The 25584-nt window shown below is 68.7% G+C and carries 19 protein-coding genes and 2 pseudogenes; 14 read left to right on the top strand and 7 right to left on the bottom strand.

All coding sequences use genetic code 11. From position 1 onward, the window contains the following. Positions 1-284 precede the first annotated feature (284 nt). Both ccoG and ABNQ39_RS27770 read left to right on the top strand, forming a co-directional pair. On the top strand, positions 285-1766 hold the full coding sequence (ccoG, locus tag ABNQ39_RS27775) for a cytochrome c oxidase accessory protein CcoG (protein WP_376964601.1): 1482 nt from the start codon (positions 285-287) through the stop codon (positions 1764-1766). Positions 1767-1897: 131 nt separating this feature from the next. Continuing rightward, positions 1898-3394 carry a PLP-dependent aminotransferase family protein gene (locus tag ABNQ39_RS27770; protein ID WP_376964599.1) on the top strand — a complete coding sequence of 499 codons (1497 nt, stop codon included), beginning with the start codon at positions 1898-1900 and terminating at the stop codon, positions 3392-3394. A 9-nt stretch (positions 3395-3403) separates the two neighbouring features. Here the strand turns inward: ABNQ39_RS27770 and ABNQ39_RS27765 are convergent, their stop codons facing one another. Further along, positions 3404-4609: an ROK family transcriptional regulator gene (locus ABNQ39_RS27765; RefSeq protein WP_376964597.1), complete on the bottom strand. Its 1206-nt coding sequence runs from the start codon at positions 4607-4609 to the stop codon at positions 3404-3406. A 451-nt stretch (positions 4610-5060) separates the two neighbouring features. Between ABNQ39_RS27765 and ABNQ39_RS27760 the strand changes: the two genes are divergently transcribed. The 7 genes from ABNQ39_RS27760 to ABNQ39_RS27730 all read left to right on the top strand — a co-directional run bounded on the left by ABNQ39_RS27760 (position 5061) and on the right by ABNQ39_RS27730 (position 12713). Continuing rightward, a complete protein-coding gene (locus ABNQ39_RS27760; protein ID WP_376964595.1) occupies positions 5061-6371 on the top strand; it encodes an ABC transporter substrate-binding protein in 1311 nt (436 codons plus the stop codon). Positions 6372-6497: 126 nt separating this feature from the next. Beyond that, the gene (locus ABNQ39_RS27755) at positions 6498-7370 is read left to right on the top strand and encodes a carbohydrate ABC transporter permease (RefSeq protein WP_376964594.1); all 873 of its coding nucleotides are present in this window, start codon (positions 6498-6500) and stop codon (positions 7368-7370) included. A 2-nt stretch (positions 7371-7372) separates the two neighbouring features. Further along, the gene (locus ABNQ39_RS27750; protein WP_376964592.1) at positions 7373-8203 is read left to right on the top strand and encodes a carbohydrate ABC transporter permease; all 831 of its coding nucleotides are present in this window, start codon (positions 7373-7375) and stop codon (positions 8201-8203) included. Positions 8204-8216: 13 nt separating this feature from the next. Next, complete coding sequence (locus ABNQ39_RS27745) at positions 8217-9245, top strand: ABC transporter ATP-binding protein (RefSeq protein ID WP_376964590.1); 1029 nt, start codon at positions 8217-8219, stop codon at positions 9243-9245. 14 nt (positions 9246-9259) lie between these two features. After that, a complete protein-coding gene (locus tag ABNQ39_RS27740) occupies positions 9260-10045 on the top strand; it encodes an L-iditol 2-dehydrogenase (RefSeq protein ID WP_376964588.1) in 786 nt (261 codons plus the stop codon). A gap of 203 nt (positions 10046-10248) precedes the next feature. Then, positions 10249-11724: a mannitol dehydrogenase family protein gene (locus tag ABNQ39_RS27735; protein WP_376964586.1), complete on the top strand. Its 1476-nt coding sequence runs from the start codon at positions 10249-10251 to the stop codon at positions 11722-11724. A gap of 14 nt (positions 11725-11738) precedes the next feature. Continuing rightward, complete coding sequence (locus tag ABNQ39_RS27730) at positions 11739-12713, top strand: PfkB family carbohydrate kinase (RefSeq protein WP_376964584.1); 975 nt, start codon at positions 11739-11741, stop codon at positions 12711-12713. 94 nt (positions 12714-12807) lie between these two features. Here ABNQ39_RS27730 and ABNQ39_RS27725 read toward each other — a convergent pair. Next, positions 12808-13053: pseudogene (locus ABNQ39_RS27725) on the bottom strand (integrase core domain-containing protein); the annotation flags it as partial. A 136-nt stretch (positions 13054-13189) separates the two neighbouring features. Here ABNQ39_RS27725 and ABNQ39_RS27720 point away from each other — a divergent pair. Next, positions 13190-13579 (top strand): hypothetical protein, encoded by a 390-nt coding sequence (locus ABNQ39_RS27720; RefSeq protein WP_376964582.1) that lies wholly within the window; start codon positions 13190-13192, stop codon positions 13577-13579. 28 nt (positions 13580-13607) lie between these two features. Here ABNQ39_RS27720 and ABNQ39_RS27715 read toward each other — a convergent pair whose 3' ends face one another. From ABNQ39_RS27715 to ABNQ39_RS27695, 5 genes are all read right to left on the bottom strand, one after another. Beyond that, a complete protein-coding gene (locus ABNQ39_RS27715; RefSeq protein WP_376964580.1) occupies positions 13608-15620 on the bottom strand; it encodes a hypothetical protein in 2013 nt (670 codons plus the stop codon). A 38-nt stretch (positions 15621-15658) separates the two neighbouring features. Next, positions 15659-16417: a transcriptional regulator NanR gene (locus ABNQ39_RS27710; protein WP_376964578.1), complete on the bottom strand. Its 759-nt coding sequence runs from the start codon at positions 16415-16417 to the stop codon at positions 15659-15661. 184 nt (positions 16418-16601) lie between these two features. Further along, positions 16602-17438, bottom strand: a complete 837-nt coding sequence (locus ABNQ39_RS27705) for a phosphogluconate dehydrogenase C-terminal domain-containing protein (RefSeq protein WP_376964576.1) — start codon at positions 17436-17438, stop codon at positions 16602-16604. Between the two features lie 26 nt (positions 17439-17464). Continuing rightward, the gene (locus ABNQ39_RS27700) at positions 17465-18859 is read right to left on the bottom strand and encodes a four-carbon acid sugar kinase family protein (protein ID WP_376964574.1); all 1395 of its coding nucleotides are present in this window, start codon (positions 18857-18859) and stop codon (positions 17465-17467) included. An 11-nt stretch (positions 18860-18870) separates the two neighbouring features. Further along, entirely contained in the window at positions 18871-20145 is a 1275-nt protein-coding gene (locus ABNQ39_RS27695) for a ribulose-bisphosphate carboxylase large subunit family protein (protein WP_376964572.1), read from the bottom strand. A gap of 327 nt (positions 20146-20472) precedes the next feature. Between ABNQ39_RS27695 and ABNQ39_RS27690 the strand changes: the two genes are divergently transcribed. From ABNQ39_RS27690 to ABNQ39_RS27675, 4 genes and pseudogenes are all read left to right on the top strand, one after another. After that, a complete protein-coding gene (locus ABNQ39_RS27690) occupies positions 20473-21588 on the top strand; it encodes an ABC transporter substrate-binding protein (RefSeq protein WP_376964570.1) in 1116 nt (371 codons plus the stop codon). Positions 21589-21674: 86 nt separating this feature from the next. Next, complete coding sequence (locus ABNQ39_RS27685) at positions 21675-24203, top strand: ATP-binding cassette domain-containing protein (protein ID WP_376964568.1); 2529 nt, start codon at positions 21675-21677, stop codon at positions 24201-24203. After that, positions 24200-25156 (top strand): ABC transporter permease, encoded by a 957-nt coding sequence (locus ABNQ39_RS27680; protein ID WP_376964566.1) that lies wholly within the window; start codon positions 24200-24202, stop codon positions 25154-25156. The genes ABNQ39_RS27685 and ABNQ39_RS27680 overlap by 4 nt, the downstream gene beginning before the upstream one ends. 91 nt (positions 25157-25247) lie before the next feature. After that, positions 25248-25576 (top strand): annotated as a pseudogene (locus ABNQ39_RS27675) (transposase); the annotation flags it as partial. Positions 25577-25584: the final 8 nt, after the last annotated feature.

The raw sequence follows: 25584 nt of genomic DNA, 5'->3' as shown, positions 1-25584 counted from the left end.
CGGCGTTGTTTGCGTCCGGCAATGGCAGCCGGCGGAAAGCTGGCATGCCTGCAACCCGGAAGCGCTTCGACACATCGTCCGAATGCATGGATCACTCGGAAAGAAATCCATACAAAAATGCGACACACCGCCGCATCACGGTTTCAAGGGCCGAAATCACCCTACAATCGTCTTGCTGTATCCGTACAAATAATCCATACAACCCCCATCGCCGGATGGCCGCTTCTCCATACGCCATAGAGCATGGACGGGCGCCCGGACGGCTTCTTCGTGCCAGGTGATCCATGCCCAGCGATGCGCCCATCATCACCCGCCGCCCCGACCATGCGGCGGACACTCCGGACCCGCCATCGGCCTACGCCTCCCACCGCAAGATCCATCCCAAGGCGGTGCGCGGGCGGTACCGGCGGCTGAAGACATGGCTGGGCGTGGTCCTGCTGGCGCTGTTCGCCATCCTGCCCTGGCTGCGCTGGGACCGCGGGCCGGGGCTGCCCGATCAGGCGGTGCTGTTCGATCTGGGCAGCCAGCGCTTCTACATCTTCGCCCTGCAGCTGTGGCCGCAGCATGTCTATTACATCACCGGCGTGATGATCATCGCGTCCATCGGCCTGTTCCTGGCGACGGCGCTGGGCGGACGGGTCTGGTGCGGCTTCACCTGCCCGCAGACGGTGTGGACCGACCTGTTCGTCTGGGTCGAACGGCGGGTGGAGGGCGACCGCGGCGACCGCATCCGGCTGGACAAGCATCCCTGGACCGCCGGCTGGCTGGCGAAGAAGACGGTCAAGCACGCGGGATGGCTGGCGATCTCCCTGGTCACCAGCTTCATCGGCATCGCCTACCTGACCGACGCGCCGTCCCTGGCGGCCGATCTGCTGCGCTTCGACGCCTCGGCTCTCGCCGCCGGCTCCGTCCTGTTCATCGCCGCCTGCACCTATGCCATGGCCGGCTTCATGCGTGAACAGATGTGCTTCTACGTCTGCCCCTGGCCGCGCATCCAGGCCGCCATGCTGGACGAGGAAAGCCAGGTCGTCACCTATCAGGACTGGCGCGGCGAAGGGCGCGCGCCCCTGCGCAAGAGCGAGGGCTGGGACACCCGCACCCACAAGGGGTTCGGCGACTGCATCGACTGCGGCCAGTGCGTCCATGTCTGCCCGACCGGCATCGACATCCGCGACGGCATCCAGATGGAATGCATCGGCTGCGGCCTGTGCGTCGACGCCTGCAACGACGTGATGGCCCGCATCGGCCGGCCCGGTGACCTGATCCGCTTCGACACCCTGACGGCACAGGCGGCGAAGGCGGCCGGCACCCCGCCGGCCCGCTACCGGCTGATCCGGCCGCGCACCATCGTCTATGGCCTGATGCTGGTCGTGGTCGGCGGGGTGATGGCAATCGCGCTGGCGATGAAGTCCAGCAACGACGTCTCCGTCCTGCGCGACCGGGCGCCGCTGTTCGTCACGCTCACCGACGGCCGCATCCAGAACGCCTACACCATCAAGATCGCCAACATGTCGCTGACGGACCGCCACTACCGCCTCAGCCTGTCCGGCCTTCCGCAGGCGAGCCTCAGCCTGTCGGGCGACGGCACCGAGACCGGCGAGCTGTCGCTGTCCGCCCGCGCCAACGCGGTGGAAACCTACCGCATCCAGGTCCGCGTGCCGCAGTCCGCCCTGCCGGACTCCTCCACCCCGGTGACCGTCGTCCTGACGCCCGACAGCGGCGCCGGCCAGCCGGCCCGGCACGACAGCGTCTTCCTGGCACCGTGACCCTCCCCCCTGAGGACTGCCCCTCTCCCGTCGGGGAGAGGGGCACTGGACGCTTGCAGCACCATGATCGGAGCGCGCATATGATGCCGACGGTGCCGCCGCAATCAGGCAAGGGAACGGCCAGGACATCCATGCAATCCGACACCCCGGAACACACCGGCCCGGCCAACCCTTCGGACACCGCCGTCTGGCAGCCCGACCTGACCAACCGCGCCAAGCCGGTCTATCTCGCCATCGCCGATGCCTTGGCCGACGACATCGCCGCCGGCCGGCTGGCGGCCGGGCAGCGACTGCCGCCGCAACGCCTGCTCGCCGACCGGCTGGGCGTGGACCTGACCACTGTCAGCCGCGCCTACAGCGAGGCCCGCCGCCGCGGCCTGCTCGACGCCCGCGTCGGTCAGGGCACCTTCGTCAGCGCGCAGGAGGGTGCGCCGGACCGCCTTCCTCCCGAGAGCGCCCGGCCCCGCCGCGAGGCCGCCGCCCCGCCCGCGGTCATCGACATGACCATGAACCAGCCGCCGCTGCCCGACGCGCCCGATCTGCTGGACCGGGTGCGCCGCAGCCTGTCGCAGGCGATGCTGCGGCTCGACCCGCAAACGCTGCTGCGTTACCCGGAAGCCGGCGCCGGCTTCCGCGCCGGGGAGGAGGATTGCGCCGCCGGAGCCCGCTGGCTCGCCAAGCGCCTGCCCGATCTGGACGCGTCCCCGCTCGGCGATCACGGCCGCATCGTCGTCTGCCCCGGCACGCAGAGCGCCCTCCTGGCCCTGCTGTGCATGCTGACCGGCCCCGGCGATACCGTCTGTACGGAGGAGCTGACCTATCCCGGCTTCAAGGCCATCGCCCGGCAGCTCGGCCTGCGGGTGATCGGGGTGGCGATGGACGGCGACGGGCTGGACCCCGACGCCCTGCGCGCCGCGGTGCGGGCCCATTCCCCGAAGGCGCTCTACTGCACCCCCACCCTGCACAACCCGACGACGGCGACCCTTCCCGCCAGCCGCCGCGCCGCCATCGCGGCAATCGCCCGCGAACACGGCTTCCCGATCATCGAGGACGACATCTACGGCGTGCTGCCGCTGGACGCCCCGCCGCCCATCGCAGCCTTGGCGCCCGACGTGACCTTCCACGTCGTCGGCCTCGCCAAATGCGTGGCGCCCGGCCTGCGCGTCACCTATGTCGCCGCCCCCGACGCCCGTCAGGCCATGCGGCTGGCCGCCGCCCAGCGCGCCACCATCCTCGGCACGCCGCCGGTCCCGGCCGCCGTCGCCACCCAATGGATCGCCGACGGCACCGCCGACGCGCTGCTGACCGCCATCCGTGCCGAGGCGGCGGCCCGCCAGCGCATCGCCCGCGACCTGCTTCCCGCCGCCGCACAGACCGCCCACCCCGAGGCGTTCCACCTGTGGCTGACCCTGCCGCCGGCCTGGACGCGCGGGGAATTCGCCGCCCATCTGCGCAGCCACGGCATCGCCGCCGCGGTCAGCGACACCTTCCTGACCGCCGGCGCAGTGCCGGAGGCCCTGCGCATCTGCCTCGGCGCCCCGGTGACCCGCGCCGACTGCCGCCGCATGCTGGAGGTTCTCGCCGACGCCCTCGACCAGAGCCCCGCCCTGGCCGGCATCGTGATCTGACCTGAGCTTTCAGACCAGATCCCGCGCCATGCCAGACCGGACCAGCAGGTCGGTGTCGGGCGAGAAGCGCGCCTTCAGCGGCAGCATCGCCGCCCCCAGCACGCGGGCCATCGGACCGATGGAGCCCGCCACCACCGGAGCGGCCTTCAGGCCCGACCGGTTGAAGCGGTCCACCGCTGCCGTCAGCCTCTGGGTGAAGCGGTCGCGCCAGGACGGCGGCAGGAAGCCGTCGACCACCACCTCCTGAAAGTCGATGACGCTGAGCGCCGACACGACCGCGCGCGACAGCTCCGCACACGCCGCTTCGGCCCAGGAATCGAAGATGGCGTCCGCCTTCTCGCCGCTGCCGTCGGGCAGTCCCGCCGACAGCGCCGCCGTCGGATCGATGCCGGCGGCCTCCAGTTCGCGTTCCAGCAGGAAGATCGAGGCGGCATGGATCAGCTGCCCCGGCGGCGTGCCCGGCCCGGCCGACCGGGTCGGCATCGAGCCGATGGCCCCGGCATTGCCCTGCTCTCCGCGATAGAGCCGGCCGTCGATCACCACCCCGCCGCCGATGAAGGTGCCGAGATAGATGTAGAGCGCGCTGCGGCTGACGATGGCATGACCGGCGATCATCTCGGCCGCGCAGGCCGCCGCGGCGTCGTTGTAGAGCGTCACCGGCAGCCCGGTCTCGCGCGCGAAGGCACCGGCGATGTCGGCATCGCGCCAGCCGTCCAATGCGCCCGGCGCCAGCCCCAGCTCCGCCGACCAGGCATGGATTTCGTCCGGCATGGCGACCCCCAGCCCGACCACCCGCGCCCGCGCCGCCGGCGACAGATGCGCCAGCAGCCCGACCGCCTGGGCGATGGCGGTGGAGATCGTCGGCTCCGGCAGCGGCGCGTCGTAGCGGACGCGGCTCGCCCCCAGCTCCTCCCCCAGCAGGTTGATCAGGATGGCCTCGACGCTGCGCCGGCCGATCTTGACCCCCAGCGCATAGGCGCCGTCCGGATTCGGCGCGATCGGTGTCGACGGCTGCCCGACCTGCCCGCGCACCTTGTCCAGCTTGACCAGCAGACCGTCCTCCAGCAGCCGGTTGACGATCACCGACGCCGCCTGACCGCTGAGACCGGTCTCCCGCGCGATTTCCGCCTTCGACAGCATGCCGGCCTGCAACAGCGCATGCATGACCAGCCGCTCGTTGTAGGCGCGCAGCCCGGTGGTATCGCCGCCCCGCATCCTTCCGCCGCCTCCCCGCCCTTGAACTCGACAACAGTCCGTATAACAACCAATCATAACAAAATCAAAGTGATTTATTTAATCCGACTTGGCCGCGGTCATGGCTGTTGGATCGATCGACTTTGAAACTTCGCCACCGTAGCAAGCGGGCCCCCAAGGGAGCAAGGCCGGCGGCAAATCCGGCTTAATCCATAACTCCGTTGCGTCGCCAGCCCCGCTGTCCGAGCCAGCTCCCCGCCCTGCCCCACAGAACGCCCGGGCCATACGCCGCCGAATATCAAAATCAATGTGATTTATCTATTGCGGCCTCTGATCGCCTGCGCCATAGTGTTGGTGTGCCCTACAAACCGAATGCCGCAATCGCATCCGGGTGTCGGGCGACCAGTCGCAAAGGGCCGGCGGGACGAAAGCCAGGGCGCGGCCGGACAGGATTTTGGGGAGGAAAACAGGAATGAAGCGTGCGCTTTCCTTGATCGGCGCGGCCGTCGCCGCGTTTCTCGGCAGCTCCGCCCAGGCGGAAACGCTGTCCATCGCCACGGTGAACAACGGCGACATGATCCGCATGCAGAAGCTGTCGGAGCATTTCACCAAGGCGCATCCCGACATCACGCTGAACTGGGTGACGCTGGAAGAGAATGTGCTGCGCCAGCGCGTCACCACCGACATCGCCGCCAAGGGCGGCCAGTACGACATCCTGACCATCGGCACCTACGAGGTTCCGATCTGGACCAAGCAGAAGTGGCTGATGCCGCTGACCAAGCTCGGCGCCAACTATGACGTCGAGGATCTGCTGCCCTCGATCCGCAGCGGCCTGACCACCGACGGCACGCTCTATGCCGCGCCTTTCTACGGCGAAAGCTCGATGGTCATGTACCGCAAGGACCTGTTCGAGAAGGCCGGCCTGACCATGCCGGAGGCGCCGACCTGGGCCTTCGTCTCCGACGCGGCGCGCAAGCTGACCGACAAGAAGTCCGAAGTCTACGGCATCTGCCTGCGCGGCAAGGCCGGCTGGGGCGAGAACATGGCCTTCCTCAGCGCCATGGCGAACTCCTTCGGCGCCAGTTGGTTCGACATGAACTGGAAGCCGCAGTTCAACACCGATCCCTGGAAGCAGACGCTGACCACTTATCTCGGGCTGATGAAGGACGCCGGCCCGCCGGGCGCCTCCTCCAACGGCTTCAACGAGAATCTGGCGCTGTTCCAGTCCGGCAAGTGCGCGATGTGGATCGACGCCACCGTCGCCGCCTCCTTCGTCTCCAACCCGGCGCAGAGCAAGGTGGCGGACAAGGTCGGCTACGCGCTCGCTCCCGACACCGGTCTCGGCAAGCGCTCCAACTGGCTGTGGGCCTGGAACCTCGCGGTTCCCGCCAGCAGCAAGAAGGGCGATGCGGCGCAGGCCTTCATCTCCTGGGCGACCTCCAAGGAGTATCTCGATCTCGTCGCCAAGGAAGAGGGCTGGGCCAACGTGCCGCCGGGCACCCGCACGTCGCTCTACGCCAATCCCGAGTACCGCAAGGCCGCTCCCTTCGCCGACCTGACGCTGAAGTCGATCCAGGCTGCCGATCCGCTGCACCCGACGGTCCAGCCGGTCCCCTACACCGGCGTGCAGTTCGTTGCCATCCCCGAGTTCCAGGGCATCGGCACGGCTGTGGGTCAGGCTTTCTCCGCCGCGCTCGCCGGCCAGACGACCGCCGACCAGGCCCTGCAGACCGCCCAGACGCTCGCCACCCGCGAGATGACCAAGGCTGGCTACATCAAGTAAGCGGTCACGCCTGACCTTCCGTCCTGTCAGATCACGGCTAACCTTCTTCCTCCGTCGTCCCCGCTTTCGCCGGGCCGGCGGGGAAGCAGGCCGCGCTCCACAACGCCGTTACCCAAGGGTCGAGCCATGGCCACCGCACATTCGCGTGCCGCCGCGCGCCTGACGATGTCTCCGGCCGTCATCCTGCTGCTCGGCTGGATGCTGATCCCGCTCGTGATGACGCTCTACTTCTCCTTCCTGCGCTACAATCTGCTGATGCCGGGGACGGAGGAGTTCATCGGCACGCTGAACTACCAGTATTTCCTCACCGATCCGGCCTTCTTCGCCGCGCTCGGCAACACGCTGGCGCTCGTCGGCGGGGTGCTGGTGCTGACCATCGCCGGCGGGATCGGGCTGGCCCTGCTGCTCGACCAGCCCTTCTGGGGCCGGGGCATCGTCCGCCTGCTGGTCATCGCGCCCTTCTTCGTCATGCCCACCGTCTCGGCGCTGGTGTGGAAGAACATGCTGATGAATCCGGTGAACGGCCTGTTCGCCGCCATCGCCAAGGCCCTGGGCCTCCAGCCCTTCGATTTCCTGGCCGAGGCACCGCTGTCCTCGATCATCCTGATCGTCACATGGCAATGGCTGCCCTTCGCCACGCTGATCCTGCTGACCGCGCTCCAGTCGCTCGACCGTGAGCGGTTGGAGGCGGCGGAGATGGACGGCGCCGGTGCGGTCGACCGCTTCATCCACATCATCATGCCCCATCTGGCGCGTGCGATGACGGTGGTTACGCTGATCCAGACCATCTTCCTGCTGTCGGTCTTCGCCGAGATCCTGGTGACGACCAACGGCGGCCCCGGCACCGCCACCACCAACATCACCTACCTCGTCTATGCCCAGTCGCTGCTGCAGTTCGATGTCGGCGGCGGCTCCGCGGGCGGCATCGTCGCCGTCGTCCTCGCCAACATCGTCGCCGTCTTCCTGATGAGGATGATCGGCCGCAACCTGGACATCTGACCATGGCGCGCGCCGCAACCAACCGCCACAAGCTGGTCGTGACCCTGATCGCCTGGACCGTCGGGATCGTGATCTTCTTCCCCATCCTGTGGACCGTCCTGACCAGCTTCAAGACCGAAGCCGAGGCCATCGCCAGCCCACCCTCCTTCCTCGCCTTCCACTGGACGCTGGAGAATTACGCCGAGGTCCAGCAGCGTTCCGACTATTTCCTCCATTTCTGGAACTCGGTCGTCATCTCGGTGGGGTCCACGCTGCTCGGCCTGCTGGTCGCGGTTCCCGCCGCCTGGTCGATGGCCTTCGTCCCCGGCAAGCGCACCCGCGACGTGCTGATGTGGATGCTGTCGACCAAGATGCTGCCGCCGGTCGGCGTGCTGATCCCGATCTACCTGCTGTTCCGCGATTTCGGGCTGCTCGACAGCCGCATTGGTCTGGTCATCGTGCTGACGCTGATCAACCTGCCGATCATCGTCTGGATGCTGTTCACCTATTTCCGTGAAATTCCGGGCGAAATCCTGGAAGCGTCGCGGATGGACGGCGCCGGGCTGCGCGACGAAATCCTGTTCGTGCTGCTGCCGATGGCGGTGCCCGGCATCGCCTCCACCCTGCTGCTGAACATCATCCTGGCATGGAACGAGGCCTTCTGGACGCTGAACCTGTCCGCCTCGCAGTCGGCGCCGCTGACCGCCTTCATTGCCAGCTACTCCAGCCCGGAAGGGTTGTTCTACGCGAAACTGTCGGCCGCCTCGACCATGGCGGTCGCGCCGATCCTGGTTCTCGGCTGGTTCAGCCAGAAGCAGCTTGTGCGCGGCCTGACCTTCGGCGCCGTGAAGTAGGGGGGAACCCGCTATGGGTCAGATCACGCTCGACCGCGTCACCAAAAGCTTCGGCGACATCGACGTCATCCCGCCGCTGGATCTCTCCATCGGCAACGGCGAGTTCGTGGTGTTCGTCGGCCCGTCGGGCTGCGGCAAGTCCACGCTGCTGCGCCTGATCGCCGGGCTGGAGGATGTGTCGTCCGGCACCATCCGCATCGACGGCAAGGACGCCACCGCCCTGCCGCCCGCCCAGCGCGGGCTGGCGATGGTGTTCCAGTCCTACGCGCTCTATCCGCACATGACCGTGCGCAACAACATCGCCTTCCCGTTGAAGATGGCCCGGCTCGACAAGGCCGCCATCGACCGCAAGGTGGAGGCGGCGGCCAAGGTGCTGAACCTCACCAACTATCTCGACCGCCGCCCCGGCCAGCTCTCGGGCGGCCAGCGCCAGCGCGTCGCCATCGGCCGCGCCATCGTCCGCGAACCGACCGCCTTCCTGTTCGACGAGCCGCTGTCGAACCTCGACGCCGCACTCCGCGTCAACATGCGGCTGGAGATCTCCGAGCTGCACGCCAGCCTCGGCACCACCATGATCTATGTGACCCACGATCAGGTGGAGGCCATGACCATGGCCGACAAGATCGTCGTGCTGAACGCCGGCCGGATCGAGCAGGTGGGCTCGCCCATCGACCTCTACAGCCGTCCGCGCAACCGCTTCGTCGCCGGCTTCATCGGCTCCCCGCGCATGAACTTCATCGAGGGCGAGACCGCGCGCGGCGCCGGCGCCGACTGCATCGGCATCCGTCCCGAACATCTGGCGCTCTCGACCGACTCCGGCCTGTGGTCCGGCACCGTCACCGTGTCCGAACATCTGGGATCCGACACCTTCGTCTATGTGCAGGTGGACGGGCTCGGCACGATGCTGGCACGGGCCGGCGGCGAGTTCCCGGTCCATCACGGCGACCGCGTCTGGCTGACGCCGCAAACCGAAAAGCTCCACCGCTTCGACGCCCAGGGCAACGCGCTGGCTTCCGTCGCCGACGGTGCGAAAGTGGCATGAAAGGGTCCAGTCCGATGACCAGTTCCATGAAGCGTCTCGACGGCAAATCGGCCATCGTCACCGGCGCCGCCCGCGGCATCGGCCGCGCCTTCGCCGCCGCCTATGTCGCGGAGGGCGCCACCGTCGCCATCGCCGACATCAACCTCGCCGCGGCGGAGACGGCGGCGGCGGAGATAGGCCCCGGCGCCTATGCCGTGGCGCTCGACGTGACCAGCCAGTCCTCCATCGACGCCGCCGTCGCCGCGGTGGTGGAGCGGGCCGGCGGCATCGACATCCTGATCAACAACGCCGCCCTGTTCGACCTCGCCCCCATCGTCGAGATCACGCGGGAAAGCTACGACCGCCTGTTCTCGATCAACGTCGCCGGCACGCTGTTCACCCTGCAGGCGGTGGCGAAGCGGATGATCGTGCAAGGCCGCGGCGGCAAGATCGTCAACATGGCCTCCCAGGCCGGACGGCGCGGCGAAGCGCTGGTCGGCGTCTATTGCGCCACCAAGGCGGCGGTCATCAGCCTGACCCAGTCGGCCGGCCTCGATCTCATCAAGCATGGCATCAACGTCAACGCCATCGCCCCCGGTGTCGTCGATGGCGAGCATTGGGACGGCGTCGACGCCCTGTTCGCGAAGCACGAGGGCCTCCAGCCCGGCGAGAAGAAGCGCCAAGTCGGCGAAGCGGTTCCCTTCGGCCGCATGGGCCGGGCGGAGGATCTGACCGGCATGGCGATCTTCCTGGCGAGCCGGGAGTCCGACTACATCGTCGCCCAGACCTACAACGTCGACGGCGGCAACTGGATGAGTTGAGAACGCCTCCCTCTCCCGCCCCGGGAGAGGGAAGGGGCCCATGGCATCGCCATGGGAAGGGTGAGGGGCAATCCGGACATGGATTTCTGATCCTTGCTCCACCCCTCACCCTCCCCACGCCTGACGGCGCGGGTCCCCTCCCTCTCCCGGGACGGGAGAGGGCGATACATCCCGCCTCCGCCGACATCCGCAGGACCCCCGCCATGACCATCGCCCTCTCCGCCGCCACCCTTCCAGCCATCGCAGCCCGCGCTTCGGTGCCGGCCTATGACCGTTCCGCCCTGTCCGCCGGGATCCTGCATTTCGGCGTCGGCAACTTCCACCGCGCCCATCAGGCGGTCTATCTCGACAGCCTGTTCGCAGAGGGCCGCGACCATGACTGGGCGATCCTCGGCGCCGGCGTGATGCCGTCGGACCAGCGCATGCGCGACGCGCTGGAGGGCCAGGACTGGCTGACCACCGTCGTCGAGCAATCCGGCGCACAGAGCCTTGCCCGCGTCACCGGCGCGATGATCGACATGCTGCCGGTCGGCGACAGCGACGTCCTCATCGCCAAGCTGGCCGATCCCGCCATCCGCATCGTCTCGCTGACGGTGACGGAGGGCGGCTATTACATCGACGCCGCCGGCAAGTTCGACGCCGGCCATCCGGCGATCCGCGCCGACATCGCCGTACCCTCCCGCCCGACGACCGTTTTCGGCCTGATCGTCGCCGGTCTGGCCCGCCGCCGCAGCGACGGCACCGTGCCCTTCACCGTCATGTCCTGCGACAACATCCCCCACAACGGTGTCGTCACCCGCAACGCCGTGCTGGGCATCGCCAGGGAGATCGACGCCGATCTCGCCGCCTGGATCGAAAACTCCGTCGCCTTCCCCAACGGCATGGTCGACCGCATCACGCCTGCCACCGGCGTGCAGGAGCGCGAGACCCTCGACCGCGATTTCGGCATCGCCGACAACTGGCCGGTCTTCTGCGAGGACTTCACCCAGTGGGTGCTGGAGGACCGCTTCTCCGCCGGCCGTCCGGCGCTGGAGGCGGTGGGCGTGCAGTTCGTCCCCGACGTGACGCCCTTCGAGACGATGAAGATCCGCATCCTGAACGGCGGCCATGCGGTGATCGCCTATCCGGCCGGGCTGCTCGGCATCACCTACGCCCATGAGGCGATGGAAACCCCGCTGATCCGCAGCTTCCTGCAAAAGATCGAGCGGGAGGAGATCATCCCGACCGTGCCGCCGGTGCCCGGCACCGACCTTGCCGGCTATTTCGGCATCATCGAGCGCCGCTTCGCCAACCCCAAGATCAAGGACACCATCCGCCGGCTTTGCCTCGACGGCTCCAACCGCCAGCCGAAATTCATCGTCCCGTCCATCGCCGACCGGCTGAAGGCCGGGGTCGGCATCGAGGGGCTGGCGCTGGAATCGGCGCTGTGGTGCCGCTACTGCTTCGGCACGACCGACGACGGCCAGCCGATCGAGCCGAACGACCCCAATTGGGACCGCCTGACCCAGGTCGCCGCCAAGGCCCGCACCGAGCCGACCGTTTGGCTCGACCAGGAGGAGGTCTACGGCGAGGTCGGCAAGTCGCAAATCTTCCGCGACGCCTTCTCCGCCGCCCTGCGCGCCCTGTGGACGGACGGCACCCGCGCCGTGCTCACCCGCTATGCCGGCGGATCCAACTGAAGGACTTGCCCGCCATGACCGCTATGCCGCCCGACGCATCGCAACCCCTCGACGTGCTGTGCCTGGGAGAGGTGCTGATCGACTTCATGCCCGCCGGCCCGGCGCAGCCGGGGGTGATCGGCGCCTTCGATCCGGCGCCGGGCGGGGCGCCGGCCAATGTCGCGGTCGGTCTGGCCCGGCTGGGGGTGCGCAGCGCCTTCATGGGCCGGACCGCGGCGGACGGCTTCGGCCGCTTCCTGGCGCGGGCGCTGACCGATGCCGGGGTCGATGTGTCCCACCTGCGGCGGGTGCCGGACGCCCGGACACCCGTCGCCTTCGTCTCTCTCGACGAGGACGGGGAGCGGGAGTTCCTGTTCTATGGCGAGCCGATGGCAGGCTTCTCCGCCGCCGATCTCGATCTCGATGCCATCGCGGTGGCCCGGCTGCTGCATTCCGGCTCCATCGGCCTGATCGACCCGGCCGCCCGCGAGGCGAGCCTGCTGGCGGTGGAGACGGCGCGCCGCCACGGCCGGCTGGTGTCCTTCGACGCCAACCTGCGCCTCGCCCTGTGGCCCGACCGGGACACGGCGGAACGCCTGATCCGCCAGGGCATCGCCGCCGCCTCCATCGTCAAGCTGAGCGACGAGGAATTGGAGTTCCTGACCGGCAGCGCCGATCCGGACACCGCCGGCCGCAGCCTGTGGCATGAGGGCCTGCGCCTGCTGGTGGTGACGCATGGCCGCAATGGCTGCACCTTCCTGACCGCCGATGCGTCAGGCCATGTGCCGGGAATGACCGTCACCACCGTCGACACCACCGGTGCCGGCGACGCCTTCGTCGCCGCACTCCTGGCCGGCATTCTCGAAGATGTGGACATTGCCTTCACCCCGGACCGGCTGCGCGACATCTGCCGGTTCGCCAACGCCGCCGGCGCGCTGACCACCACCGCCCCCGGCGCCATCCCCTCCCTGCCCGACCGCGCCGCGGTCAACCGGCTGCTGGACCGCTGAAGCCGGGCGGATTTTGAAGCATTTGTTTTTGAAGCTTTCGGTGGTCCGCGTGAACTGAACCGCGCTTGGTTTGCTGGAGGCCATTCGGTTTGAGTCACGCCGCCATGGCGACGCCCTCGGTTTGAGCATAGTAACGCGCTTCGGCCTCGGCGGGAGGGATGTTGCCGATGGGTTCGAGGAGGCGCCGGTGGTTGAACCAGTCGACCCACTCTAGGGTAGCGAACTCGACAGCCTCCAGGGTGCGCCATGGCCCGCGGCGACGGATCACCTCGGTCTTGTAGAGGCCGTTGATGGTCTTGGCCAAGGCGTTGTCGCAGGAATCGCCGACGCTGCCCACGGACCCGTCGGATAGCCAAACTCAGCGCCGCGTCGCTTCGCGAGCGGGCCGGCGCCCTGGACGGATCGGCCCGCCGGGCGGCATGGGTGCGGTAAGTGGATGGGGCGATCGGCAACACCTTGCAGATCGGCTCGACCCCGTGACCAGCCTGGAAGCGGACAAAGCCCAGCTGCTCGCTGCGCCCCAGGAGCCCGATGCGGTCCTGCCGTCGGTCCTGCTGCACCCCCAGCTGTCGGACCTCTACCGCCGCAAGGTGGAAGCACTGGAGGCGGCCCTCGCTGGCGGCGAGGACAGCGCCGAGGCGATGGAGATGGTGCGGATTATGATCGACCGCGTCGTCCTGACGCCCTCCCCTGCCGGGGCCGGGCTGAACGCCGGCCTGCACGGCGAGTTGGCCGGCGTCCTGGCGGTCTGCAAGGGCGCCGCCCGGATGGGCAAGGCCCAAACGCACGAACGCCCCGGCTCTTTCAAACCGGGGCGTCAAGTGTCGGTGGTTGCGGGGGCAGGATTTGGCCTTTGCCGAACCTGACATTGGTCGAGGCGAAATCGACTATGCCTCAGCGATGATCAAAGACCATACGCGCCACGGAGCAGGCCGGCAGGTCGAACTCCGACAACGGCCAGACTTCGCCCTCTCCCGCCATCCATTGCGGAGCCCGGGAGGACTCTGCAAAATGATCGGCGGTCAGCATTTGGACCCTGCCGCCGCAAACGCTGCCGATGTCGATCCGGATCGGATCGGCTGTGAGATTGGCAAGCCAAAGCTCGACCGCCCTCTCCCCGCCCGGCCGCTGCCATGCGAGCGCAACCGGCGTCGCCCCCGGCCCGTCGAAGCGGCACTCTAGCAGCGAGGCTCCGCCGGCCGAAGCCAGCGCACGGATGATATGGTAGGCGGGATAGATTGCCGTCGGCTCTCGATCGAACCAGGGCTGCGGCCAATCTCCAGGTTGACGGACGAAGCCGAAATCACCGGCTATGGCCCCAAGCGTGACAGAGGCGGCGCCCTGCCGCGCAAGCTCCGCGACATAGCCAAGATACCAGCCGGCTCCGAACAGCCCACGCTGGCGCGGATCCATGCGCGCCATGGGTATCCGCCCGTTTCCGGGGTTGTCGACCGGCCCGCGTCCGTAGGGGTTGTCGCGCATCCCGATGGCCGATGGACCCACCCGGATCGGCAGGCCACCGCAGAAGGAGCGCGCCGTCTCCATGATGGCCGGCAGGACTTCCAGGGACTGGGCTATCGACCGCTCGTCGGCGGCATGAACGATGGGGCTGGTGCAGAAGCTGACATAATCGCAGCCCTCCACCGGCGGCCGGGCCCGGTTCAGTTCGGGGAAGTAGGCATGAACTCCGCCGCCGACCGGCAGTCCCGGGAAGGCGCGGCGCGTGGCCCGGTAGATGTCGACGAATGATGGTCCGTCCGGCCAGGGGCCGGAGGGCTGATAACTCCTGAGATAGGTCGCGGGCGCAACCGTCAGCCCGGAGATCGGGAGGCGGGCGGCGTCGATGCGGGCGGCGATCTCTCCAAGCTCGGTGTCGAGCGGTTCGCGGCAGGGCAACGGCAGTTCGAGCAGCAGGTCCGCACCCGTGGCTTCCACCAGCCGCGCGAAGGCTGCCAGCGTCTCATCGCCCGAGGCCAGCGGGTCGAACCGGCCGACGAGCAACCGCACGCCGGCATCATGGATAAGGGAGGCGCCGGCCTCCTGCGCCGGCAGGCGGAGCGTATCGATGCCCACCCCCACCTGCGGCATCCTGACGTTCAACGCCTCACCCACCGTCAGCCGAAGCGTGCCGTTCGCCGGCTGGGCGGCAGGTAGCCCCCTGTCACCCCCGGCCTCTTCCGTGACGGTGAGTCTTACCGTCTGCTCCAGCCGCGTCCCGGCGGCCAGGACATAGGGCGTCGGCAGCGCCAGCGGCCGGACGTAGGTCTTGAAGGAGGCGTCGGTCCAGTTCCTCTGGTCCTCCATCTCGAACACGTCGCCGTCCAGGCGGCAGAGGGCGTGCAGCCCCGGCGCCGGTTCATGCGCAAGGCTACGGATCGAGAAAATCGGCTGGCCGGGGCTCACCAGCGCCGGGAAGCAGCCCTCCTCCCCGCTGCCATCCGCATGTTCGATCCTGACCGGCCGGCCGGCCACCCCGGCGATGGGATGCAGCACGACGAAACCGGTGCGGCAGGTGACGATATCGGTCTCGGCCATGCCGGCGGCCTCGAAGACGAACTCGCCGTCGGCCGATCCGCCGATCCGCACCTCGTAGCGGAAGCGTTGCCCGTCCTTATCCACCAGCCCCTGAAATCGGACGTCGAAACGGTCGGGCGTTTCCGTCACCTCCGGATCGGACAGTTGCGCGGAGTGCGTGCCCCAATGCGCGTCGCGCACCAGGAAGGCGACGCCGCGCAGGATCTCCACGTCACGCCAGCGGATGGAACGCATGGCCCCATCCTCCAGCTCGGCGCTGAGAGGACCGGCCCGCAGCACATGGGGGCGTGACGGTGGCTGGGCTGTCCCATAGCACGCGATGGCATGGTCCGAGATGGCATGGTCCGAGATGGACGACAGGCGGTCGAACACGACAGGTCCTTCCCTGTGATTCTTGGTACCGTGAGGCGTCAGCCCTGCTCGGCGTCCCGGTCCTGTTCCCCGGCGGGCGCAGCGGCCTGATCCTGCACTTGGCGGTAGAGGTGGTGGGCACGCTTGAGGTGGTCGGTCATCGCCTCGGCCGCGGCGTCCGGATCGCGCACGGCGATGCCGTCGAAGATGCGCTCATGCTCTTCGATGGTCAGCATCTCCATGCCGGGCGCCCGCAGCAGGTTGACGTAATAGGCCGACATCCAGTCGAACATCGCCTGACTGACGGCTGCATAGATCGGGTTGCCGGAGATCGCGGCGATCTCGCGGTGGAACGCCATGTCCCGCGCCAGGAACTGACCGCGGTCGTTCATGCTCTCCCGCTGTTCGTGCAGGCGCCAGCCCAGCCTGTCGATGTCGGCCTCGGTCGCCCGCTCGGCGGCGATGCGCACCATGCCGACCTCGAAGAACAGGCGCGCCTCCTTCAGATGCCCCAGATTTTCCGGCGCGGTGGCCAGGAAGTGACGGGCGGAGCCGCCGACCTGTTCGATCAGCTTCTCGGCGGTGACCGGCGTCACCCGCGCCCGCTCGCCGTGGGTGATGGAGACCAGCCCCATATGGGCGAGGGTCTGCATCGCCTCGCGGATCGCCGGACGCCCGACCTGGAACATCTCCATCAGCTGCCGTTCGGAAGGAAGCTGGTCTCCGGGCGCGTAATCTCCGGTCGAAATCCGCGTCAGGAGCCGGTCGAGGACCTCCTGCGAGAGCTTGCGGCGGGGGATCGGATCGATGGCGCTCATGATCGACTCTGCTGTGGGACGTACCGGAAGCATCCTCCGGGCGCGGGGCCCAGGGATCCGCCGAAGGCGACGCCCACCGGTGTGCCTCCGTTCCCGGATTCCGCGGTCGGCGGCCGGAACCCGCGGGAGCACCCCGGTATGACGATCACATCAGTATAGCGCAATGCCGCCGCGCCGGATGCCTTTAAGCGCAGATGTCCTTCACCGACTTCAGAACGGCCTCGCGGTCGAAGACGCGGCCGAGCCAGCCATCGCGGAAGATCTCCGGCTTGGCCTTGTCGATGGCATGCAGCGCGCCGTCGGAGAAGCGGCCTTCGGGGAAGATGTTGAAGGCGATGGCCAGCTCGATGTTCAGATGCCCGAGCATGAAGTCGATGGCGGCCTGACGAGGAACGCCCTGGCGCTCCGCCTCGTCCACGGCGTCGCGCATCGCCAGCGACAGGGTGGCGCCGACGGTCTCCGACAGGGCCGGCTCCAGGAACGCCAGCTGCTCCACCGTGACGCGGTGCGAGCGCATGACCGGCTTGTAGATGGTGCGGGAGATCTCCTCGCACAGGGCGTAATGCTCCTCCGGCCCCTGCATCAGCGCACAGACGATGTGCTGCTTGGCGGCGATCCCGCCGAAGAAGTCGGACTTGGCGGACGGCTCGACCTCGTCGTTGAAGATCGGCGGATGACAGGGATGGGTGACGAAATAGGTCACGTCGCCGCGCTCGGGCAGCAGGCCGGCATAAGGCGCGGCGGCGTCGAGCATGATGATGGCGGTGCCGGGCCGCACTTGGTCGATGAAGGAATGCGCGATCTTGCCGATCAGCCGGTCGGGCACCGCCATCAGCACGACGTCGGCATTGGCCAGCGCCTGCTCGCGGTCGACGCACTCGACGCCGATGGCCGATTTCAGCCGGGCCCGGCCCTCGTCGGAGATCTCCACATGGTCGACGGCGAAGCGCGAGCCGTGGAGGTTGGAAGCTAGCCGGACGCCCATCTTCCCGCCGGCGCCGAGCAGAGCAATCTTGGTCATCTGTCTTCGATCCTTTTTGAAAAAGCTCAGGGAGCGGCAGCGCCGCGTTTGACCGCGGCGAAATAGTCGGGCGCGCCCATCTGGCCGCCCTTCAACGCGATCTCCAGCCCGTCATGGGCCGGTTCGTCGGAATGGGCCCGGCACAGCGGCGCCCCTGGCGCGACCGGCGCCAGAACCGTCAGGGCGTGGATGCCCAGCTGCAAGGCCGCATGGCCCGAGGTGTCGCCGCCGGCAATGACGCCGCGCCTCAGCCCGGCGGTCCGCAGCACCCGGTCGAGCAACCGGCCGAGCCCGGCGCCGATGCGGTCGTTGACGTCGTCCGCGCTCAGCCCGTTCGATGCGGTGGCGTCGCGCAGGCGGGCGACCGCAGGGTCGTCCGGCCCCATGGCCGAGAAAACGAGCGGGTCACGCCCCTGCCCGACCGTCGCCAGGGCGGCCTCTGCAGCGCGTCCCAATTCGCGCTCCCACTCCGCCCCGTCGACGGCGCGGGCCGCGTCGATGCGCAAGGGGCGGAAGCTGCTCTCACCGGCGACGGCGATCTGGGCGGCGGTGACCGGCGCGCAGGACCCGGAGACGCAGGCGATCCGCTCTGCCGGAGACGCGCGAAACGGCTCCTTCGGCGGATCGATCAGGCCGGCCGCCTGCCAGTGCGCGACCAGCGCATACTCGACCCCTTGCGAGCCGAGGGCGAACAGCCCATCGCCGCGCCCGTCCCAGATCAGCCGGCCGGCTTCGCGCAGCGTCTCCGCATCGACGACATCGAGCGCCATGATCGCCGCTCCGCGCGCCCGTTCCGCGGCGAGGACCGCATCGGCGGCACCGGTCTTCATGGCGACCAGATCGACGAGCCCGAGCGCAAGCCCGGTCTGCCGGGCGATGTGCAGCCGAACGTCCGCCTCGTCCATCGGGGTGACCGGATGGCGCGCCATACCGGGATGCCGGTCGAGCCGATGACGGACGCCGTCGGACGCCACCGCGAAGAGGTTGCCGAACGCCTGATACCGGGCGATGGCCGGGGCGCCCGCCACCATCGGAATCCAGCCGCCGGCACCGAGGATCGGCATCGCCAGTTCGGTCGCCTTGCCGACCGACCCGATGTGGGGAGCCGAATCGAGGGTGGAACAGATCTTGTAGTGGGCGAGCGGCGCGCCCATCGCGGCCATCGCGCGGAACACCGGCGGAAGGTTGGCCTCCATCCACTCCGGCGTTTGCGACCGCGCCACTCCGGCGATGCCGACCCCCCGATATCCGGCGAAGCGGGCCAGACGCTCCGGCGTCGGCACGTCGAGAAACAGCACGGTCGGCAGACCGGCGAAGCTCATCACCTCCATCACTGCGGCCGAACCGGTATAGTCGTCGCCGTAATAGCTCAATAGCAGACCGTCGGGCAGCGGCGGGGATAACGCCGGGGGTGGGACCATGGAGGACGGGCTCATGCGTAGGCCTCGATGGCCTTGGCGAGCGCCGGATGGGTCTTCGCATGCAGGGCGAGCGGAATGCCGGCCAACGCCGCGTCCCAGGACTCGCGCAGGCTGGCGACGCCGACCGCCGGACCGTCGGGATGGCCCATGATCCCGCCGCCCGCGGCATAGATCAGGTCGGCGCTTCCCAGCGCGGCATACGTGTCCGGCGCCTGACGGGCGGACTGGCCGGAGGAGAAGACCGGCATGACGGTGCAGGGCTTGCTATCGAACATCGGGGTCAGGCAGCTGCGGGCCGACGCGATGACGCTGTCGTCCGGTTCGCAGAACTTGTTGCGCAGCCCGTTGACATGCATGTGGTCGGCGCCGGCCAGCCGCCAGATCTTCTGCCACGCCACATAGGACCAGCCGAGCGACGGGTCCCGCGACAGGTAGCCCCAGCCGTTGCGGTGGGCATGGATGGGCAGCTGGCTGAAGCGGCCGAGTTCGATCATCCCAGCAAGGCCCACGGAATTCAGGCTCGCCATCACGCAGGTGCCGCCGAGCGACAGCACAAGGTCGTGGCGCCGCCGCATCTGGTCGAGGTCGCCCGTGATGTTGAAGGCGTACATCACCTTCTTGCCGGTGCGGTCGGCCTGCCCGTTCACCACCCGCATCACCGCGCGCGCGCGCTCGTCGAAGGGACAGTGCGGGCCGTCGGCCTGCAGCTCGTCATCCTTGATGAAGTCGATCCCTGCCGCGCACAGCGTCCGGGCGACCTCGGCGGTCTCCTGCGGCCCCAGCCCGACGCTCGGCTTGACAATGGTGCCGATCAACGGCCCCTGCTCCACCCCGGCCAGCCGGCGGGTGCCGGCGACGCCGAACCGCGGTCCGGGATAGGCGGCGGCGAACGCCTCCGGCATCGTGATATCGAGGATGCGCAGACCGCTGAAGGGGCGCAGCTCGAACAGGTTGCCGGCGACGGTCGCCAGCAGGTTCGGCAGGGACGGACCGCAATTCTCCAGCGACCAGGACAGCACCACCTCCGCCCGGCGCCACAGCGGATCGCCGCCGGCCGCCGCTGCGGCACGGGGCAGCCCGGCACCGGGCAGCGACGGCGCACCAACCGGTTCCAGTTCGGTCACCTGCTCGATGTGCGCGCCGTAGGCGTCGCGCATGGCGTCGGTCTCGCCGGGAAGGCGGATGAAGGTCCCGGTCGATTGCTCGCCGGCCATGGTCTCGATCGCCTCCATCAGCGGACAGGCGGTCTCGATCCGGTAGGTCGCGGTGATGCGATGCGCAGACATCGTGCGTCTCACCTGTGGTCAAGGGATTTCTTCGGATTAGCCGCGACAGAGGGCATGGGCGTCACGCAGTTCCGATATACTCATCATACCAGTATTCCAGTTCGAGGCAACACAATCTTTTTTAAAAATGATCTTGCACACGAACGATAACTGGTATGATGATCGTGCCGTGTGCAGCCGCTGCTGGCGCCCGTTCGGCGGTCATGCCTGGGGCGGCGCGTTGCGGAGCCGCCCCTGGCATGACTGCCGAACGGCGCGCGGCTGCCGACATCCCTGCAAATCCGCTGCGAATGATCCCTACTGCAAAAACACCGGGAGGAGATGATGATGGAACGCCGACTGACTGGGACCGCGCCGCGGCCTAGCGCCACCCTGCCGCTCACCTCCCGACTGATGGTCGCGCTGCCCGTCGCGGCGGCCTCCCTGGCCGGCGCGCTGGCCTGCGGCATGCCGGAGGCGCTGGCCGCATCCGACAAGCCGGTAATCGCGCTGTCGAACTCCTATTACGGCAACACCTGGCGCCGGCAGATGGTGGAGTCCTTCGAGGCCGCGGCCACCCAGGCCAAGCAGGAGGGCAAGATCGCCGACTTCATCGTCGCCAACGGCGACGGCTCGACCAACCAGCAGATGAGCCAGATGGGCGACCTCATCCTGCGCAAGGTCGATGTGATCGCCATCGACGCCGCGTCGGAAACCGCGCTGAACGGCGTGATCCAGAAGGCCTGCAAGGCCGGCATCACCGTCGTCGCCTTCGATTCCCTGGTGTCGGCGCCCTGCGCCTACACGCTGGGCTTCGATTTCCGGAAATATCAGGCCGACATGGCGACCGAAATCGCCAAGCGCCTGAACGGCCGCGGAAACGTCATCATCGTCCGCGGCGTCAAGGGATCGGCGCCCGACAACGAGATGTATGGCGGCCAGATGGAGGCGCTGAAGAACTTCCCCGACATCAAGGTCGTCGCCACCGTCTACGGCCAGGCCACGACCGCGACGGCGCAGTCCGCCGTCGCCAACGTCCTGCCGAGCCTTCCGAAAATCGATGCGGTGATCGGCCAGGGCGGCGGCGACGATTTCGGCATCGCCCAGGCTTTCGAGCAGTATGGCGGCGACTATGAGAAGAAGCCGCCGCTCATCACCGGCGGCGGCAGCTCCAACTTCATTCAGTGGTGGGCGGTCCAGAAGGAGAAGTCCGGCTACTCGACCGTCTCGATGAATTCGGCCCCCGGCATCGGCAGCGCGGCCTTCTGGCTCGCCTATGAAATCGCCAAGGGCGCCAAGCCGGCGAAGGCGCTGACCATGCCGGTCACGGTGGTCGACGAGACCAATCTGAACGAGTTCCGCTCGATGCCGTCCGGCACCATCGTCAGCCCGACCTACAGCCAGGATTGGGTTCAGAAGACCCTGCTCGGTGCCGGAGGCCAGACCCAGGCGCAGGCCAAATAGCATCGGCCGCTCCCGCAGGGGACAGCCATCGGGCCGGCACGCAGCCGGCCCGTTTTTGCCTTCACCGACGAGAGGCCGACCGCGCCATGAGTTCCGCCCTTTCCAAGGATGCCCACCGTCTTGACCGCGTCCCGGCGGACGGCGACCCGCTGCCCGGGCGCTCCGGGCCGGTCGTCGTCCTCGACGGGATCTCGAAATCCTATGGCCCGAGCCGCGTCAACGACGACATCCACCTGTCGATCCACCCCGGCGAAGTCCTTGGGCTGGTCGGTGCCAACGGCGCCGGCAAAAGCACGCTGATGCGCATTCTGTGCGGCGTCACCCAGCCGGACGAGGGAACCCTCGCCATCGCCGGCACGCCGGTGGAGTTCGCCGGCCACAGCCCCCGCGCGGCACGGGCCCGCGGCATCCGCATCGTCCATCAGGAACTGTCGCTCTGCACCAACCTGACGGTCGCTGAAAATTTCTTCCTCGAATCGCCGGATTATGGCGGGCGGTTGCCACTGTGGCGCCCGCGCTACCGCGCGCTGGCGCGGCAAGGCATCGAAGCCGTCTTTCCCAACAGCGGCATCGCTCCCGACACCGTGGTCGGCGACCTGACGCTGGGCCAGCGCCAGATGGTGGAGATCGCGCGGGCCGCCAGCGATCCGGCCCTGCGCCTGCTGATCCTCGACGAGCCGACCTCCTCCCTCGACAGCGAACGCGGCGCGCAACTGCACGCCTTCATCCGCCGCCGCGCGCGCGACGGGGTGTCCTTCATCTTCATCAGCCACAAGCTGCGCGAGGTGCTGGATGTCGTCGGCAGCGTGGCGGTGATGCGCAACGGCCGGGTCGTCCGCGAGGGGTCGGCCGCCGGCTTCACAATCCACGCCCTGGTCGATCTGATGGGCGGCGACGGCGAGCGGCGCGGCCGCCGCACCGGCGACAACGCCGCTGGAACAGCCCGACAAGGCACGGCCCCCCTGTTGCGGATCGGCGGACAGGCGACCGCCCCGCTCGGCCGCTCCATCGATGTCGCGGCCGGGACGGTCCTCGGGCTCGCCGGGCTGGAGGGCGCCGGCCAGAAGGAACTGCTCCACCGCATCCGCGCCTGCGCGGCGGGCGGACGCGATCCCGATCTCACCTGCACCGCCAAGGCGGGGTTCGTGTCGGGCGATCGCCAGCGCGAGGGCGTCTTCGCACTGTGGGACGTGCTGCGGAACATGACCGTCGCCGACGTGGCGCGCCGCCGCTTCACCGCCCTGCTGTCGCCCGGCGCCGAGCGCGAGGCGGCGGAGCGGTGGGCCGGCCAGCTGCGGCTGGCGCCGGAGCGGCTGCCCTCCCGCTTGCTCGACCTCAGCGGCGGCAATCAGCAGAAGGCGCTGGTCGCCCGCGCCCTGCTGCCCGGCTTCGACATCGTCCTGCTCGACGATCCGATGCGCGGCGTGGACATCGGCGCCAAGCATGATTTCTACCGGGTGATCCGCGAGGCCGCCGATGCCGGCCGGCTGGTCGTCTGGCTCAGCACCGAGGATGTCGAGCTGCTGGAATGCGACCGGGTGCTGGTCTTCCAGAACGGCGCCGTCGTACGCGATCTGGAGGGCGAGGACATCTCCGAGGACAGCATCGTCGGTGGCGCCTTCCAAAGCGAAGCGTCCGGCCGGTCCGCCACATCTTCCGCGGCTCCCATTGCGGCCACTCCCGAAACGGCACGCTGGACGGCCGGTCTGGTGTCGGCGATGCCTCTGGCGAGCCTCGCGCTCGTCGCCGGGGCGCTGGGCTGGCTGAACCCGTCGGCGGTCAGCCTGTTCGGCATGGATCTGCTGCTCAGTTCCGCGGTGCCTCTCGTGCTGATCGCGCTCGCCCAGATGATCGTCGTCGGCGGCAGTCAGGTCGATCTCGGCATCGGCGCCTATGCCGGGCTGGTGAACGTCGTCAGCGCCACCCTGCTGGTCGAACAGCCCGCCCTGGGTGCGGCGATGCTGGCCGCCGTACTCGCCGGCTATTCGCTGCTCGGCGCCGTCATCGAACGCCGCCGGATTCCCGCCATCGTCGTGACGCTCGGCGCCTCCTTCATCTGGCTCGGCTGCGGCTTCACCCTGCAGGCGGCACCGGGCGGCTCCAGCCCCGACTGGCTCACCGCCGCCTTCGGCTGGCAAATCCCCGGCCTGCCGACCGCGGCGGTGATGGTGGTGCTGGCCGGACTGTGCGGGCTGCTGGTCGACCGTTCGCGCCTGGGCGTCGTCCTGCGCGCCTTCGGCAACAACGGGCACGCCCTGGTCCAGGCCGGATGGTCGCCGCTGCGCCACAGCGTCCTGCGCTATCTCGTCGCCGGGCTGTTCGCCACCGCCGCCGGTCTGTCGATGACCGCCATCACCACCGCAAGCGACATCAACGCCGGCAGCAGCTTCACCCTTCTCAGCATCGCCGCCGTCGTGATCGGCGGCTGCCGGCTGGTCGGCGGCGTCACCGCCCCGGCCGGCGTGGTGGCGGGGGCGGTGACCCTTTCGCTCATCGGCTCGCTGCTGAGCTTCCTCGACATCAGCACTGATTACAACGCCGCGGTCCAGGGCCTGCTGCTGATCGGCATCCTGGCGCTGCGCACGCTGATCGACCGCAAGGAGACCGAAGCATGAGGACGCTTCTGACCTGGACCGACAAGCGCCCCTGGTCGTGGTCGCTTCTGGGCATCCTGATCCTGTGGCTGGTTCTCGGCATCCTGACCGCCCGCTTCAGCGTGCAGAGCCTGTCGGGGGTGATGACGACCGCGGCTTTCCTGCTGTTCCCGGCGCTGGGCCAGATGCTGGTCGTCACCACCGGGCGCGGCAACATCGACCTTTCGATCCCCAGCGTCATCACCCTGTCGGCCTTCCTGTCGGTGAACATCGTCGACGGATCGGACCGCATGCTGCCGCTCGGCCTGCTTGCGGTGCTGGGGGCCGGCCTCGCGGTCGGGCTGCTCAACGCCCTGCTGGTCCTGATGCTGCGCATCCCCGCGATGATCGCGACGCTGGCGACCGGCTATGTGCTGGCCACTGCCACCATGCTCGCCAACCGGTCGGCCGCCGGTTTCCAGATCAGCCCGATCCTGACTTGGCTCACCAGCGGGCGGGTGCTGTCCATCCCGGTGATCGTGATCGTGGCACTGCTCGCCACCATCCTGTGCGCCTTCGTGCTACGGTGGACGGTGTTCGGCCGCGTGCTGTCCGCCGTCGGGCAGAACCAGCGCGCCGCCGCCTTCGCCGGCATCCCGGTCGGCCGGGTGGTCACCACGACCTTCGTCGCCAGCGCCATGATCGCCGCCCTCACCGGGACGCTGCTGTCGGCACGGGCGGGGGGCGCCTTCCTCGACATGGGCAGCCCCTTCCTTCTCCAGTCGGTCGGGGCGGTCGTGCTCGGCGGCACCCTGATCTTCGGCGGCAGCGCCACCGCCGCCGGTACCCTGTTCGGTTCCATCCTGCTGGTCCTGATCGTCACCACCATGCAGATCGCCGGACTGCCTGGAGGAACCCAGGAAATCATCCAGGGGCTGGTCATCATCGCGGTCCTGGCCTTCGCAGGCGATGCCCGCAGCCGCGGCTCGGCATAGGCGGAGCCCGACGTTGGTGCAAATAAGCCGGGCTTGTGGCGGTCGGGAGGGAGAGCAGGTATAGAGGCGGCCCGCTGAAGCCGAGACCCCGATGCCGTACAAGGCCAACGAGCCCCGCCGCCATAAGATCCCGAAGGCCCGCTATCGGGTTGAGAACTGGTCGGCTTACGATGCGGCGCGGCGCCGGCGGGGTGACCTCTGACGATCTGGGTGTCGCCGGAGGCGGTCGCCACGTGGACGCCGCCCGCCACGGGGCGGCGTGGCCGGCCGGTGCGCTACTCGGACTTGGCGGTCGAAGCCGGGATGCTGCTGCGCCTGGCGTTCGGTCGGCCTTGGCGCCAGACCGAGGGGCTGCTGGGATCGCTCATGCGCCTGCTCGGCCTGGAGTTGCCGGTCCCCGATCACACCCCCTTCTCCCGGTGATGCCC

It is taken from the genome of Azospirillum sp. A26 (genome assembly GCF_042604635.1).
Taxonomy (GTDB): Bacteria; Pseudomonadota; Alphaproteobacteria; order Azospirillales; family Azospirillaceae; genus Azospirillum; species Azospirillum palustre.
The sequence above is the reverse complement of the archived record's forward strand: the minus strand, read 5'-3'. Positions and strand labels throughout refer to the sequence as shown.

What these genes read in the sequence shown, in the direction of transcription:
- ABNQ39_RS27745 (WP_376964590.1), top strand. Translation starts at nt 8,217, where the DNA reads ATGGGTCAGATCACGCTCGACCGCGTCACCAAAAGCTTCGGCGACATC.
- ABNQ39_RS27735 (WP_376964586.1), top strand. Translation starts at nt 10,249, where the DNA reads ATGACCATCGCCCTCTCCGCCGCCACCCTTCCAGCCATCGCAGCCCGC.
- ABNQ39_RS27690 (WP_376964570.1), top strand. Translation starts at nt 20,473, where the DNA reads ATGGAACGCCGACTGACTGGGACCGCGCCGCGGCCTAGCGCCACCCTG.
- ABNQ39_RS27765 (WP_376964597.1), bottom strand. Translation starts at nt 4,609, where the DNA reads ATGCGGGGCGGCGATACCACCGGGCTGCGCGCCTACAACGAGCGGCTG.
- ABNQ39_RS27730 (WP_376964584.1), top strand. Translation starts at nt 11,739, where the DNA reads ATGACCGCTATGCCGCCCGACGCATCGCAACCCCTCGACGTGCTGTGC.
- ABNQ39_RS27680 (WP_376964566.1), top strand. Translation starts at nt 24,200, where the DNA reads ATGAGGACGCTTCTGACCTGGACCGACAAGCGCCCCTGGTCGTGGTCG.
- ABNQ39_RS27755 (WP_376964594.1), top strand. Translation starts at nt 6,498, where the DNA reads ATGGCCACCGCACATTCGCGTGCCGCCGCGCGCCTGACGATGTCTCCG.
- ABNQ39_RS27685 (WP_376964568.1), top strand. Translation starts at nt 21,675, where the DNA reads ATGAGTTCCGCCCTTTCCAAGGATGCCCACCGTCTTGACCGCGTCCCG.
- ABNQ39_RS27700 (WP_376964574.1), bottom strand. Translation starts at nt 18,859, where the DNA reads ATGGTCCCACCCCCGGCGTTATCCCCGCCGCTGCCCGACGGTCTGCTA.
- ABNQ39_RS27760 (WP_376964595.1), top strand. Translation starts at nt 5,061, where the DNA reads ATGAAGCGTGCGCTTTCCTTGATCGGCGCGGCCGTCGCCGCGTTTCTC.
- ABNQ39_RS27705 (WP_376964576.1), bottom strand. Translation starts at nt 17,438, where the DNA reads ATGACCAAGATTGCTCTGCTCGGCGCCGGCGGGAAGATGGGCGTCCGG.
- ABNQ39_RS27770 (WP_376964599.1), top strand. Translation starts at nt 1,898, where the DNA reads ATGCAATCCGACACCCCGGAACACACCGGCCCGGCCAACCCTTCGGAC.
- ABNQ39_RS27750 (WP_376964592.1), top strand. Translation starts at nt 7,373, where the DNA reads ATGGCGCGCGCCGCAACCAACCGCCACAAGCTGGTCGTGACCCTGATC.
- ccoG (WP_376964601.1), top strand. Translation starts at nt 285, where the DNA reads ATGCCCAGCGATGCGCCCATCATCACCCGCCGCCCCGACCATGCGGCG.
- ABNQ39_RS27695 (WP_376964572.1), bottom strand. Translation starts at nt 20,145, where the DNA reads ATGTCTGCGCATCGCATCACCGCGACCTACCGGATCGAGACCGCCTGT.
- ABNQ39_RS27710 (WP_376964578.1), bottom strand. Translation starts at nt 16,417, where the DNA reads ATGAGCGCCATCGATCCGATCCCCCGCCGCAAGCTCTCGCAGGAGGTC.
- ABNQ39_RS27740 (WP_376964588.1), top strand. Translation starts at nt 9,260, where the DNA reads ATGACCAGTTCCATGAAGCGTCTCGACGGCAAATCGGCCATCGTCACC.